Consider the following 13,617-nt stretch of genomic DNA (forward strand, 5'->3'; position numbering starts at 1 on the left):
TAACTTCAAGAGATAAGCCAATAATTAAACACTCTACTGGAGAGACTAACTCCCCGCCATGTGTGGTATTTGCTTAGGCGACCCGTCTGCGTTGAACCAGCTCGAACGTATGAGGATTTGCGGATACGTTTATTGTAATCTATCGGTTTGGTATCGCAGTCCATTAGAAAGATGGCCATTAGTGAGACGAAAAGAAGTTTTTCCATTTTTTAAAATCAACAAAAAAGGAGAGGATATAATCCAACTCCTTTTTTTGACCACCACTAATATTCTGAAAACTTTATAACTCTCAAATGTATCTTTAAAACTTGATGATTTAACACCTTGGGATTAGATTATCAAGATGTTGGTATCATCACAAAACCCGCCTCATAAGTTCCAAGGACGACCTATCGGCATAATCAAGTTTTTCATGTGGTTTTAATATGATTGGGTCGTACCAATCAACCGCATCGCTTGCCCATTGAATCCAATTTTCATCACGGTATTTTGACGCGGCATTGATATAATCACGCATCATTTGACATTCATGGTACCGGCGAGCATTCATCTTTAATTTTTTAAACTCGTCAATATCATTTTGAATTACTTTCTGTCGAGCAAGTCTCTCTTTCTCAAGCCTTTCTCTCTCACGACTATTATGTTCAATTTGAATGAGATATAATTTCTCATTCATGAAGTAATCATCCAATTGAAGTACAATTATATCTATGCGCTCCTCCAACTTTATCTTACCATCTTTCCATTGCTTGGAACGGTAACCCTCAATGTTAATAGAAAGTAATCCATTAGGTGTTAAAGAGGGTGAGTTCCAACCATGTTTGTCCTTGAAGAATTTACGATTATTGAGTTCTCGACAATTGATAGTTTATTTAATATCATACTTTTCAATTCTTAATGAACCCCGTATAATTTCATACCTAAATCCACGCTTGGTAATTGATTTTAAAAAGAAACCCATTATCCTCAATGCTCGATTCAACAACTTGAAATTCGACACCTTTATACTTAACACTTCTGATGAACGAGTCATTGGCCACCAACTTGTAAACTTATATTGCTTTAACTCGGCTTCCGCTTCCAATATTTCAGGTAACGGATTTGTCAACTTTAATGGCACCTCCGTTCTAATTGGTTTAAACTTTTTAACCAACTCCTTTGTAGATTTTATCTTTGGAACATACTGAATCATGTTAGAACCATCAAAGTCCTCGATGAAAGGAATGATTTTAACTGGCTTTGAATACTTTAGCTTAGACCAATGTCCATTCTTTGGTAGGGGTATTTGGTAATCAATACAGATTTTCCTCAATTCGAGGTCGCTTAAATCATGTTCCTTTGATAGGGTTGAAATTGGTTTTGACCATACTAGGTCATAGAGTTCTTTGCGGGATAAGCTGTTAATTTTCGTCATAGGAAGAGGTATTAAACTTCCTCCAATTTACAGGATGATTTCTCACTTTAAAAAGGTGAAATCACGTTGATTAAAAACAACTCTTGGCACATTCTTGGCACAAAACGAAAATATCAGATATAATCCTCTTAGAAAAAGGTCTAAAAATCACCAAACCCTCTTCTGAGCTCGAACCACAAAAATCGATGAATGGATGTAATAGGGAAGGTTTTTAAACGAAAAAAGTCACCATTTCTGATGACTTTCTTGTTTGCTCCCTCTCCTGGGCTCGAACCAGGGACCCCATGATTAACAGTCATGTGCTCTAACCAACTGAGCTAAGAAGGAATTTTGTTCCTATTGGGACTGCAAAAATAGGGGGCTAATTCATTAAATGCAAGATAGCCCCCTCTTTTTTTTCAAATTTATTTCTTTTCTGCCTTTTTAGCGTCCTTTTTCTTAACCACTTCGCCGTCCTTCAACTTCTTCGCTACCGTTGCATAAGGACCCGAGATAATCTCTTGGCCTTCCTTCAATCCCGAAATAATCTCAATGTTCTCAAAGTCGGAAATACCCGTCTTCACCACAACCTGCTTCGCCTTTCCTTTCTCCTCCACAAAGACTACTTCTTTGATACTCTCCTTGCGTTTCTTAGCTGCATTGGCATCCTCCTGCGTCGTCACCGTTGAGCCCTCAGATGGCTTCTCTTCGCCTTCCTTCGCCTCCGCCGGAGCATTTAGATCACGTGTTGTGACTGCCGATAAAGGCACCGTCAAGATATTCGATTTTGTATTCGTCAAAATCTCCACCGACGCCGTCATGCCCGGCTTCAAGGGATACGACAATTTACCCTTAATCAAGTCCGCATAGGAACTACGCAAAACACGAATCTTCACCTCAAATTCCGTTACCGCATCCGTCGTCACCGAAGTTGCCGTTCCCGATGAATTCGCCGAACTCGCCACCTCATAAACTACGCCTTTAAACTTACGCTCAGACGAAGAAAAAGCATCCACATCAATCAATACCGTATCGCCCAAACTCACCCGCGTAATATCATTCTCATTCACATTCACACGAACCTCCATGTTGTTCAAATTCGCAATGCGCAACATCTCCGTTCCCGCCATCTGCGACGTTCCTACCACACGCTCGCCCAATTCCACGTTCAACTTCGAAATAATCCCACTCTGTGGCGCATAAATTGTTGTTTTCGTCAAGTTGGTCTTCGCCTCCTTAAACGCCGCCTCCGCAGATTTAACGTTAAAGTTCGCTGCCTTCACATTCGCCTTCGCCGCCTCCAAGTCTTGTTTGGCAACTAAATAGGCCGACTGGAACTGATCGAAATCCGCATCGGAAATGACCTTATCCTTATGTAAACGACTGTTCCGATCAAAGTCAATTTTTGCCTTGCTTAAACGCGCCTCGCTCTGTGCCAGCACCGCCTTGCTCTGCTCCGAACCCGCCTTCTGGGCGTTTACCTGCGCCTCAGCACGGGCTAACAAGGACACATAATTGTCCGGACGAATCTTCAACAATTCCTGACCCGCTACCACGGAATCCCCTTCCGCCACATTTAATGATACAATCTCCCCCGAAACGTCCGGCGAAACCTTCACCTCAACCTCCGGCTGAATCTTACCCGATGCCGAAACCTTCTCCACGATCGTTCCTTTCTGCACTTTGGCATACTCCACCTCCGTCGGCTCCTCTTTCCCGATCCACTCCATCTTCTTCGCCAAAGCCAATCCTCCAAAAATCAATACCACCGCCCCAGCAATGATAAGATACGTTTTTTTGTTATTCATCTTGTTAATTATTGTAGAGACGCGATACCTCGCGTCTTTTGTTAAAAAATTCTCTACTATTTTGACCCGATGTCTCGCGTCTTTCACTAATTAAATTCTATACTTATTAGACGTGAAGTATCGCGTCTCTACGATTTGGATATTTAGACGCGAAGTATCGCGTCTCTACGATTTGGATATTTAGACACGGAGTATCGCGTCTCTAAAAATTTGATCTAAAAAGTCAAACTCTTCCCCTGGTAGTAATCCAAAATCTTAGTCCGAAACACAAAATCGTATTTCACCTGAATCAAGGCCAAACGCGCCTTATCCAAATTCGTCTTCTGTAAATTATAGCTCACAAAATCAATCGTTCCCGCATTAAACCGACTCTCAGACGCCCGGAAGCTTTCCTCCAATGCCGAAACCTGTTGTGCAGAGGCCTCATACTTATTCGCGGCATTCAACATGTTCACATAGGCCTGTTCAATGTTTTGACGCAAAGTCAAACGCGCCCGATCCGCCTCAATCTCCGCATTCTGCTTCTGCAAGCCCGCCTGCATAATCCGTGTACGATTCGAATAACGTGTAAAAATCGGAATATTTAAATTCAACGAAACCACCTTGTTTTGCGTATTGTTCAATTGATCAAAATAACCCACCGTAGCTCCCTCGCCATACTTAGGCTGAACCGTAGACACCGGATAAGTCGTTCCACCAATCGCCACCGTTCCCAAATTCACCGTCTGCGTTCCCAATAATTCGATAGACCGCAAGGCGTTGGATTGGTTCGCCGACCAGCTGCCGTTCAAAGACAACGTAGGCAAACGAAACGCCTTCGCCACATCCACACTCTTCGCCGCACCTTGAACGCGGAAATCTGCCGCACGCACCAAGGGTTGAATTTCGAGCGCTTTGGTGTAAATCTCATTCACCGACAAATCATACGACTTCGAAGATGGTACCGGCACCTGAATGCGCTGCAATTCAAAGGCCTTAATATTCGAATCATTTAACAATTGTTGCAAAGTCAATTTGTTGATGTCTAGGGTACTTTGGAACGACACGACATTGGATTCCTCATTCGCCAACTGCGCCTTTAGGTCCAAGACATTCGAAACGGGTAGGGTACCCGCTGTCACCAATTTCTGCGTGCGATCGATTTGCAATTTGGTGATTTCAGTCTGCGCTTTCGCAATCGACAACTGGTCCTCCGCATTTAAAATAGACAAATACGAAAGCACAACCTGCAAAGCAATGTTCTCGCGCATCGACAATAAATCCTGTTGCGTTGCCTTCAAAGCAAACTCATTCTGTAAAATACTGTTACGCAATTGACCCCCATTAAATAGCGTCACATTCGCATTCAAACCCACGTTATTGTAATTGATGTTACGCGAATCAAATCCGTTGGTAAATGGATTCAAGGAACGACCAAAACTCGCCGCCTGATTGATATTTCCCCCCAAAGATGGTAATTGGTTGTACTTCGCTTGTTGGTAAGTCAACTCCGCATTCTTCAAACTCACTTCATAAGACTTAACCGTCAAATTGTGCTGAAGCGCGATGTCAACCGCCTGGCTTAAGCTCAAGTGCTGAACCTGCGCATTTCCCTGAATCGCAGTCTGCGCAAGGGCGCCCCAAGACATTCCCGTCAACAAGGCAAATGAAAGATATTTTTTAATAGACATAGGCGTCGATAGAATTAGTTCACAATAATACACAAATGCCGGTTTAGCCAAATGAATTTTTGGATAAACGGCAAGAGTCGCTGATAAAATCCGAGATTACTGCACCACGGGAAAACGCCGTTTGGCCTCCGCCCTTGAAAAAGCATTAAAATGCCACCATTCAAATTCAATGCGCATAAATCCTGCCGCTTGCATCGCATCCCGTAAAATTAGACGGTTTTGATAGGCGGTTTGACTTAATTTGCCGGCCGCCAAAAGAGCCTTTTCCTTAGAAGGGTAGGCCAAATCCCCAAAGAAATCGAATTTTGTTCCCATATCTAAAGGCTTTCCCTGTGCGTCCGCAACGGTTAGGTCCAATGCAGATCCATAATTATGGATGGAGTGTTCCTTCGGATTGGCCACATATTTTTGTCGTTCTGCCGGCTTATATTGCGTCAATGTGTTCCATAAAATCCACTGAATGGATAGGGGGCGCGCCGCATCGTAAATCAATAAATGATACCCAGGGTGTTTCTTTTCCAAGGCGGCCTGTGCCTTCTTCAGCATAGCCAAAACCGGCTTTTGCACATACGCGTGTTGGAGACAACCATAGACGTCCTTGCCCATGAAATTGTCGGCCGTCGCATATTTCAATTCCACCATGACTCCCGGGGCGTTCGATGTGACTTCCAGGAGCCCTTGCGTTTGCATAGCAAGCTCATAGGAGCAATTCGTTTTTTGAGCCCAAGCGGCATAGGAGAGGAGCAGAAGGAATAGGGTGCGCATATAAATCAGAGATTTTCCCTAAATTTAACCAAATTTCCTCGACCCTATGGCATTAAACTGGATTTGGTTTTTATTCTTCGGGGTGGCCTTTGTGGTCGCCATTATTCAATACCTTTTCTTCGGCAATGCGGAAATTTTCAAAATTCTCGTCGACGGAATGTTCGACTCTGCCGAAATCGCCGTCATGAAAATCGCCCTACCACTCGCCGGTGTCATGACTTTTTTCATGGGTATCTTGCAAGTGGGGGAGAAGGCGGGTGCCATTCAGTTTTTGGCGCGGCGCATTGGTCCATTTTTCTCACGCCTATTTCCCGAGATTCCCCAAGACCACCCCGTTCATGGGCAAATGATCATGAACTTTTCCGCGAATTTACTGGGTTTGGATAATGCCGCGACACCCTTTGGTTTAAAGGCGATGCAGAGCTTGCAAGACGTAAATCCCAACAAAGAGACTGCGTCAAATTCCCAAATCATGTTCTTGGTTCTACACTCCGCCGGACCCGTCTTGATTCCCTTGAGTATCATGGCCCAGCGGGCCATTTATGGCGCACAAGATGCCTCCGATATCTTTATTCCATGCCTCATGGCAACCTATGCCACAACGATTACCGGTTTAATCTTTGTCGCGATCAAACAAAAAATCAACTTGTTGGAGCCCACGCTATTCGCCTGGCTCGCCGGCCTTACGGCCTTCTTAGGTGCTGTCTTGTGGTATTTCAGCTCCTTGTCCAAGGAGGCGATTGAAATGCAATCCAAGGTCATCTCAAACGGGATTTTGTTCCTATTGATCTTCTCGTTTATCGCCGCAGCCATGCGTAAGAAAATCGATATTTTTGGAACCTTTGTAGAAGGCGCCAAAGGCGGTTTCGAAACTTCGGTGAAAATTATTCCCTACCTCGTGGGGATGCTGGTGGCTATTTCCTGCCTACGAAATTCGGGGGTATTAGGCTATATGGTAGACGGAATTAAATACTTAGTAGATTTATCAGGAATCGATAATCGCTGGGTGGATGCCATGCCAACGGCCTTATTGCATCCCGTGAGTGGTAGTGGGTCGCGTGCCATGATGATTGATACGATGAAGACCTTCGGGTCAGATTCTTTTGTGGGTCGATTGTCTTGTGTTTTCCAGGGCTCCGCAGAAACAGTTTTATATGTGGTCGCCTTGTACTTTGGTTCGGTACAGGTACGCAATATTCGTTATACTTTGTGGGCTGGACTGTTCGCAGATTTCGTCGGTATCGCGACTGCAATTTGGGTCAGCTATTTGTTTTTCGGCTAGTTTAGCGGAATAAGAACAGACACATTTCCTCCGATAACCTGAGGCGTCCAAAGCCCACGATCTGCGCCGATCGATGCTTTTAGCTGCGCATTATATCCTAGAATTTGCACGGGACGTTGCCATTGAACGGCCCCCGAGAATTGTCTTTTGGCAGGATTAATCACCGAAGAATAGGTACCAAAAGCATTTGACATTGATCCGCGAATTAAAAATGAATTTTCGCCTAGCTTAGCTTCTATTCCGACGTAAAACGACTCCACGCGATTGTTATCAAAATACGTAAGATCTGTATTGGTTAAGTCGGTCTCCGAATCCAGCGTCATCAAGGGGGTTCCCAAGCCTCTTCCTGCATAGGTCCAACCGTCTCGATAAACACTGCTGTTGAAATAATTATCTAATCCGCGATTAACATCCGAATCATTAAATATTGTTCCTCCCTGCGATGTGGTATTTAAATACTCCAACACCACTTTGGTTAAACCTTGTTTCGCCTTGCGCGTAAAGGAAATCCCGTGCAAACCATCCGTAATGTTGTTCCCGTAGTATAAGGAACCGTCCTCGTAAACACTTTGGCGGTAAAAAAAGATTTTGGCCTTTGACCAATCAATCTCCATGCCCACATCCACAGATCCCAAGTGATTCCCCAATCGATTCCAACCGTCATTGATTCCGTATTTTGCGGTATCGCCGCCGACAGTATTCATGCTCCTACCGGTAATCATATAAAAATATTCTTTCACCCCAGTGGCAATTTTTCCATTCTTCGCTGACACATTCCCTGGGTCAGCATATTTAAGCGTTCCGCCCCATTGAACCTGGTGATTAAACCCCCCATAGAATTTAAACAACCAGTTCGGTTTACCTAAACGACCATAAAATGACTTTTGGTGTAAGTAAATATCAGCCACATCGCTTCGTTGATTATCAAACCAGCCGTGCGCATAGTTTCCCTTGAATCCCAAAATCCCTTTTACGAATTTTGGCGCCCAATAATCATTTACGACTAAATTAATCATAGGCATAGGTAGGGCGTTTCCGGACCAAATGTAGGAGCCCGAACTAAGTGTTGAATCCGCCAATCCTTGAATTTGCTTTTTCCGTCCAGCCTGCAATTCGAATATGCCCAATTTCCCTTTCAGGTAAGCCTCTTGCAACAAAACATCCGCCTTCGTTTCCGATAAATTAACCAACGCACGAACGCCAAAACCCCAGCTTATTCGCTTATTCACTTGTGTAAATCCACTCCAAGAAACAGCTGCCGTGCCGTAGTTTTCCTTCGTAGGAACGGCTCCATATTGATTTGCGCGCAACCAAAACGGAGCATACGTATCGGAATTCAATCCCATGCCCAACTCTAAACTAGGGACGGATTTATCTTGCGACAAAGCACCGAAGGCCAACAAAGAAAATAGTACTACCGCGCGAAAACGCATGAATTTGATTTTAGGAATGCAAAATACAAAAAAGGGGCAAAATTTTACTACGTAGAGGCGCGATACTTCGCGTCTAATCAACACCTTATTGTAGAGACGCGATACTTCGCGTCTAATTATATAAAACCAACAGACGCGAAGTATCGCGTCTCTACAGAACCCGCGCCACCAGCTCAAAACCCAAGGAATCAATGCGTAAACGAACCTCGTGGCGATTTTTAACACCCACGACTTCCGCCTTTTGGCCTTTTAATGCCCCGGCGTCGATCGTAATAAAATCCCCAACTTGTAGGGTATTTCCAAAGACCTCGACGGCCGCATGTTCCGATAAAAACTGTTGGATAGCTAAAATTTCGTCGTCCTGAATAACCGCAGGCTTGTTTAACCAATACACGAAATTAACGACACCAAGTGTCCGACGCACTATCGAACCTTGTTGGTCAAGATCAATGTTTACAAAAACATAGGAACGAAATAAGGGCTCTTCGGTGATTTTTTTTCGGTCTGACCACTGTTTTTCGCGCTTATTTACGGGACAATAGGCCTCGATACCGGCCTCTTGCAAGCGCATGGTGACCTTCTTCTCCGTGCGCGATTTTGTGTACACCGCATACCAAGCCATGTTACAATCGAGCGTCTACGGTGGACTTATCCAAAACCGATTTGATATCAAAAATCACCCCGTCTTTGGCTTTTAGTTTGCCATATGCGAGGTCAAGAAATTCGCGATGAGCCACCGTTAATACAATCGCGTCATAACCCTTGCCTAAGCTAGAAACCAAATCGATTCCGTGCTCATGTGCAACCTCTTTCGCGTTCGCCCAAGGATCATATACATCGACATCCATACCGAAATCGACCAACTCCTTGTAAATATCTACCACACGCGAATTTCGAATGTCTGGACAGTTTTCTTTGAAGGTAATTCCCAGCATTAAGGTTTTGGCTCCGCCTATTTTCTTGCCTTTTTGAATCAACAATTTCACAAGCTTATTCGCTACGAAAATACCCATGTTATCATTCACCCGGCGGCCCGACAATATTACCTGTGGATAATACCCTAAACTTTCCGATTTGTGCAATAAATAATAGGGATCTACACCGATGCAGTGACCACCCACTAAACCTGGCTTAAAATTCAAGAAATTCCACTTCGTTCCCGCCGCCTCTAATACCTCCGTCGTGTCGATTCCCATGCGATCAAATATCAGGGCCAATTCATTCACGAAGGATATATTCACGTCTCGTTGTGCATTCTCAATCGCCTTGCTAGCCTCCGCCACTTTGAGTGATGAAGCCTTGTGCGTTCCCGCGACAATAATCGACCGATATAATTGATCCACCCACTCCGCTATTTCCGGCGTTGAGCCCGAGGTAACTTTCTTTATTTTAGTCAAGGTATTTACCTTATCGCCCGGATTAATCCGTTCTGGCGAATACCCGCAGAAAAAATCTTGATTAAACACTAAACCCGAATGCTTTTCCAACACCGGCACACAATCTTCTTCCGTACAGCCCGGATAAACCGTTGACTCGTAAATCACGACATCACCTTTCTTGAGCACCTTTCCAATCATTTCGGATGCATTTAACAAGGGGCTTAGGTCTGGTTTCTTGAAATGATCGATGGGCGTAGGAACCGTCACAATGAATGTATTACAAGAAGCCAAATCCGTAACTTGCGACGAAAAACGCAATTGGACTGATTCCGCCAATTGCGCCGCGCTGACTTCCTGTGTCCGGTCGATTCCTGATTGTAATTCGGCAATTCGAGAGGCATCAATATCAAAACCTAGCGTTGGGTATAATTTACCAAACTCTACAGCTAGGGGAAATCCCACATAGCCCAATCCGATAATGGCTATCGATGGATTCATGTTCTATTTGGTAAATAATTGTACGTCGGCCGCCATCATGTCTTTCACCAAGGCAGGTAAGTCATATTTCAATTTCCAGCCTAACTTTTCTTTGGCTTTCGTTGGGTCTCCAATTAACAACTCAACCTCAGTCGGACGGAAATAACGCGGATCTACCGCGACCACTTCCTTGCCTATTTCTACTTGATAAGCCGGATTATTGCAGGCCTTAATTTTGGCAACTTCGTTAACTCCTTCGCCGCTAAATTCAACTTCGATTCCTACCTCGTTAAATGCCATGCGGATAAAATCCCGCACCGTTGTGGTAATGCCCGTTGCAATGACAAAGTCCTCAGGCTTTTCTTGCTGTAAAATCAACCACATCGCTTCTACGTAGTCTTTGGCATGTCCCCAATCACGCTTAGCATCTAGATTCCCCAGATACAATTTCTCCATCTGGCCCAAAGCAATTTGCGAAACGCCACGCGTAATTTTACGCGTTACAAAAGTTTCGCCACGCAAAGGCGACTCGTGATTAAATAGAATACCATTGACCGCAAACATATCATAAGCCTCGCGGTAGTTTACCGTAATCCAATAGCCATATAATTTAGCTACGGCATAAGGAGAACGTGGATAAAAGGGTGTTTTTTCCGACTGAGGTACTTCTTGTACCAAGCCATATAATTCAGACGTAGATGCCTGATAGATTTTTGTCTTCTTGGATAGGCCCAATAATCGTACGGCCTCTAAAATTCGCAACGTACCGATTCCGTCTACTTGCGCTGTATACTCAGGCTCGTCGAAAGAAACCTTTACGTGCGACATCGCACCTAAATTGTAAATTTCATCCGGTTGCACATCTTGGATGATGCGAATAATGTTTGTCGAGTCACTTAAGTCGCCGTAATGCAAATGAAACTGCGACGAGTTTACATGCGGATCTTCGTATAGGTGATCAATCCGCTGTGTATTAATTAATGAACTTCTACGTTTGATTCCGTGAACGACGTAATTTTTGCTCAACAATAGCTCTGCTAAATACGCCCCATCTTGACCGGTAATTCCCGTAATGAGGGCTACTTTCTTTTGCTCTGACATACATCCAATTTAATAATTCCTAACGGAATTTCTTACAAACCCCAAAATTACGAAAATTATACGGAGCACTCAACCCAAAATGTGAAAACACATTGTTTTTATTGGTAAAGCGCCAGAATTGCCTTTTCGTGTTTGGCATAAATGGCCTTACGTTTCAACTTCAATGTAGGCGTAATTTCACCGTCCTGTACCGTAAACAAGCGAGGCAATAAGACTATTTTCTTTACCTGCTCGTATTTAGCCACCGATCCCATCGTCGACATAACTTCTTCCTCTAGCTTTCGAATGACATCCTTGTTTTGTATTAATTCCTCAGGGGTTCCGACCTCAATTCCGTGCTGTTTACACCAGACACCCAAAGCATTAAATTCAGGAATAACTAAGGCTGATGGGAATTTCTGACCTTCGCCCACAACCATACATTGCTCAATGAAGGCTGATTCTTTCAATTTGTTCTCGACCAATTGAGGCGCTACATATTTCCCGCCCGACGTCTTAAATATTTCCTTCTTGCGATCTGTAATCTTTAAATATTTGCCTTCCACCATTTCGCCTATGTCGCCCGTGTGGAACCAGCCTTCAGGATCAATCGCTTCAGCGGTAGCCTCTGGATTCTTGTAATATCCCACCATCACAGAATCACCACGAACACAAATCTCTCCATCTTCCGCAATCTTCAGCTCAATACTATCCACCAAGCTTCCTACACAACCAATTCGAAAATCTGGGGGATTTACCTGCGATACCGAAATAACAGGTGATGTTTCCGTCAAACCATAGCCCTCACTCACCGGAATTCCCGCCGCCCAAAATACACGCGACAAACGCGGTTGTAAGGCCGCTGAACCCGACGCAATTAAACGTACGTTTCCTCCCAAAGCCTCCTTCCATTTACTGAAGATTAACTTCCGATAAACCGCTAATTTCATCGAACCAAGCAAGCCCAATTTAACCATCGGATCATATTGTAAGCCAAATTCAATAGCTCCAAAAAACAGTTTCCGCTTAATGCCTGTCAATTCATTACCCTTCGCTAAGATCTTGTTATATACTTTCTCCAACAAACGAGGAACCGAGGCAAACATCGATGGCTTTACTTCCTTGATATTATCCGCAATGGTTTCCATGCTTTCCGCATAATATATAGAAACCCCATACGACATATACATGTAGATATCTGTCCGCTCATAGATGTGACAAAGTGGTAAAAAACTTAAGGCACAATCCTTCGCACTTAAATCGAAAAACTTTCCACGAATCAATGATTTAACATTGGATACAATGTTGTGATGCGTTAGCATGACGCCTTTCGGCCGACCGGTTGTTCCGGACGTATAAATTAATGTCAACAAATCGCTCGGTTTCACAGCATCCATTAGTGGTTTCAAAGGCGCACGATCTTTTCCAAAACCTGCATCTTTCACATCGGTCCACATATCAGTACCATCCACCGGATCAAAAGTGAATATCTTCTTAATCTTCTTGTTTCCCTTAGCCGCCTCTTTCGCCTTCAAATACAATTCCTCTCCCTCTACAAAAACATACTTCACTTCCGCATTTTCGAAAATAAACGTATAATCCTCTACCGTAATCGTTGGATACATCGGAACAGATACAGCACCTACCAATTGAATCGCAAAATCAATGAAATTCCACTCGGGACGATTAGCGGATATAATCGCAATCTTGTCACCAGGCTTTACTTTAAGATCTAATAAGCCCAAAGCTAAATCTTGGATAATTTCTAAACTTTCCTCTGAACTGTAACGACGCCATTCGCCATTACGTTTTAGACAAAATAAATCCGATTTATGAAGTCGATCATAAATAGGCAATAAATCAAAAACACGATTGAAATTAGAAAAGTCGAGCATGGTTTTTTATTTGTTGATTTGTTAAGTCAAAGTTAACAAAACAGCTCTTCCATTTGTACTATAATGCGAAAATTTTGTACACAAATTTGGCTAAAATAGGCTTATCCACAAGTTATCCACAATCGGGATTAACTTTTAATGCTATTCTGACCTATTTTTAATTAAAAATCGAAAAAAATATCAATAAAACATTAAATATGGGATACCCCGCCAGCGTGTTTTTCCCTTTCTTCTTTTATCCACACATGTAAATTAAAAAAAGAAAAAATCTTTAAAATCTTTTCTTTGTTTCTTTTTGTTGTTCTATGTGGATAAGTGGATAAGTCTTATTTTACTTTGTAATTAGCTGTAATTTAATCACTTATATTTTATTCTTAGACTTTCTTCTTGTGGATAACTTGACCAATCATCGTGGATAAGTATCGATTTATACAC

At 43.3% G+C, this 13,617-nt stretch carries 11 protein-coding genes and 1 tRNA gene; 1 reads left to right on the forward strand and 11 read right to left on the reverse strand.

Annotated features, from left to right (window positions below):
- Nucleotides 1–355: 355 nt before the first annotated feature.
- From ACMH5P_RS08300 to ACMH5P_RS08325, 6 genes are all read right to left on the reverse strand, one after another.
- Nucleotides 356–676, reverse strand: coding sequence for a hypothetical protein (locus tag ACMH5P_RS08300; protein ID WP_459493882.1), 321 nt, complete (start codon nucleotides 674–676; stop codon nucleotides 356–358).
- 192 nt (nucleotides 677–868) lie between these two features.
- The gene (locus tag ACMH5P_RS08305) at nucleotides 869–1,414 is read right to left on the reverse strand and encodes a hypothetical protein (RefSeq protein ID WP_459493883.1); all 546 of its coding nucleotides are present in this window, start codon (nucleotides 1,412–1,414) and stop codon (nucleotides 869–871) included.
- 253 nt (nucleotides 1,415–1,667) lie between these two features.
- Nucleotides 1,668–1,741 (reverse strand) — tRNA-Asn (locus tag ACMH5P_RS08310).
- 77 nt (nucleotides 1,742–1,818) lie between these two features.
- Nucleotides 1,819–3,201: an efflux RND transporter periplasmic adaptor subunit gene (locus ACMH5P_RS08315; protein WP_459493885.1), complete on the reverse strand. Its 1,383-nt coding sequence runs from the start codon at nucleotides 3,199–3,201 to the stop codon at nucleotides 1,819–1,821.
- Nucleotides 3,202–3,416: 215 nt separating this feature from the next.
- Entirely contained in the window at nucleotides 3,417–4,871 is a 1,455-nt protein-coding gene (locus ACMH5P_RS08320) for a TolC family protein (protein ID WP_459493887.1), read from the reverse strand.
- Nucleotides 4,872–4,967: 96 nt separating this feature from the next.
- Nucleotides 4,968–5,636 carry a M15 family metallopeptidase gene (locus ACMH5P_RS08325; protein WP_459493889.1) on the reverse strand — a complete coding sequence of 223 codons (669 nt, stop codon included), beginning with the start codon at nucleotides 5,634–5,636 and terminating at the stop codon, nucleotides 4,968–4,970.
- A 46-nt stretch (nucleotides 5,637–5,682) separates the two neighbouring features.
- Here ACMH5P_RS08325 and ACMH5P_RS08330 point away from each other — a divergent pair, with 46 nt between their 5' ends.
- A complete protein-coding gene (locus tag ACMH5P_RS08330; RefSeq protein WP_459493890.1) occupies nucleotides 5,683–6,918 on the forward strand; it encodes a nucleoside recognition domain-containing protein in 1,236 nt (411 codons plus the stop codon).
- Here ACMH5P_RS08330 and ACMH5P_RS08335 read toward each other — a convergent pair.
- The 5 genes from ACMH5P_RS08335 to ACMH5P_RS08355 all read right to left on the reverse strand — a co-directional run bounded on the left by ACMH5P_RS08335 (nucleotide 6,915) and on the right by ACMH5P_RS08355 (nucleotide 13,182).
- Entirely contained in the window at nucleotides 6,915–8,351 is a 1,437-nt protein-coding gene (locus ACMH5P_RS08335; RefSeq protein ID WP_459493891.1) for a capsule assembly Wzi family protein, read from the reverse strand. The genes ACMH5P_RS08330 and ACMH5P_RS08335 overlap by 4 nt on opposite strands.
- A 151-nt stretch (nucleotides 8,352–8,502) precedes the next feature.
- Nucleotides 8,503–8,973: a UpxY family transcription antiterminator gene (locus ACMH5P_RS08340; protein WP_459493892.1), complete on the reverse strand. Its 471-nt coding sequence runs from the start codon at nucleotides 8,971–8,973 to the stop codon at nucleotides 8,503–8,505.
- A gap of 1 nt (nucleotide 8,974) precedes the next feature.
- A complete protein-coding gene (locus ACMH5P_RS08345) occupies nucleotides 8,975–10,228 on the reverse strand; it encodes a nucleotide sugar dehydrogenase (protein ID WP_459493893.1) in 1,254 nt (417 codons plus the stop codon).
- A gap of 3 nt (nucleotides 10,229–10,231) precedes the next feature.
- A complete protein-coding gene (gene gmd, locus ACMH5P_RS08350) occupies nucleotides 10,232–11,308 on the reverse strand; it encodes a GDP-mannose 4,6-dehydratase (RefSeq protein ID WP_459493894.1) in 1,077 nt (358 codons plus the stop codon).
- A gap of 98 nt (nucleotides 11,309–11,406) precedes the next feature.
- The gene (locus ACMH5P_RS08355; RefSeq protein WP_459493895.1) at nucleotides 11,407–13,182 is read right to left on the reverse strand and encodes an AMP-dependent synthetase/ligase; all 1,776 of its coding nucleotides are present in this window, start codon (nucleotides 13,180–13,182) and stop codon (nucleotides 11,407–11,409) included.
- Nucleotides 13,183–13,617 lie beyond the last annotated feature (435 nt).

The organism is Aquirufa sp. 5-AUSEE-100C1 (genome assembly GCF_054558655.1).

Excerpts from the sequence above, each read along its gene's own strand:
- ACMH5P_RS08300 (WP_459493882.1), bottom strand. The coding sequence starts at position 676 with ATGAATGAGAAATTATATCTCATTCAAATTGAACATAATAGTCGTGAG.
- ACMH5P_RS08305 (WP_459493883.1), bottom strand. The coding sequence starts at position 1,414 with ATGACGAAAATTAACAGCTTATCCCGCAAAGAACTCTATGACCTAGTA.
- ACMH5P_RS08315 (WP_459493885.1), bottom strand. The coding sequence starts at position 3,201 with ATGAATAACAAAAAAACGTATCTTATCATTGCTGGGGCGGTGGTATTG.
- ACMH5P_RS08320 (WP_459493887.1), bottom strand. The coding sequence starts at position 4,871 with ATGTCTATTAAAAAATATCTTTCATTTGCCTTGTTGACGGGAATGTCT.
- ACMH5P_RS08325 (WP_459493889.1), bottom strand. The coding sequence starts at position 5,636 with ATGCGCACCCTATTCCTTCTGCTCCTCTCCTATGCCGCTTGGGCTCAA.
- ACMH5P_RS08330 (WP_459493890.1), top strand. The coding sequence starts at position 5,683 with ATGGCATTAAACTGGATTTGGTTTTTATTCTTCGGGGTGGCCTTTGTG.
- ACMH5P_RS08335 (WP_459493891.1), bottom strand. The coding sequence starts at position 8,351 with ATGCGTTTTCGCGCGGTAGTACTATTTTCTTTGTTGGCCTTCGGTGCT.
- ACMH5P_RS08340 (WP_459493892.1), bottom strand. The coding sequence starts at position 8,973 with ATGGCTTGGTATGCGGTGTACACAAAATCGCGCACGGAGAAGAAGGTC.
- ACMH5P_RS08345 (WP_459493893.1), bottom strand. The coding sequence starts at position 10,228 with ATGAATCCATCGATAGCCATTATCGGATTGGGCTATGTGGGATTTCCC.
- gmd (WP_459493894.1), bottom strand. The coding sequence starts at position 11,308 with ATGTCAGAGCAAAAGAAAGTAGCCCTCATTACGGGAATTACCGGTCAA.
- ACMH5P_RS08355 (WP_459493895.1), bottom strand. The coding sequence starts at position 13,182 with ATGCTCGACTTTTCTAATTTCAATCGTGTTTTTGATTTATTGCCTATT.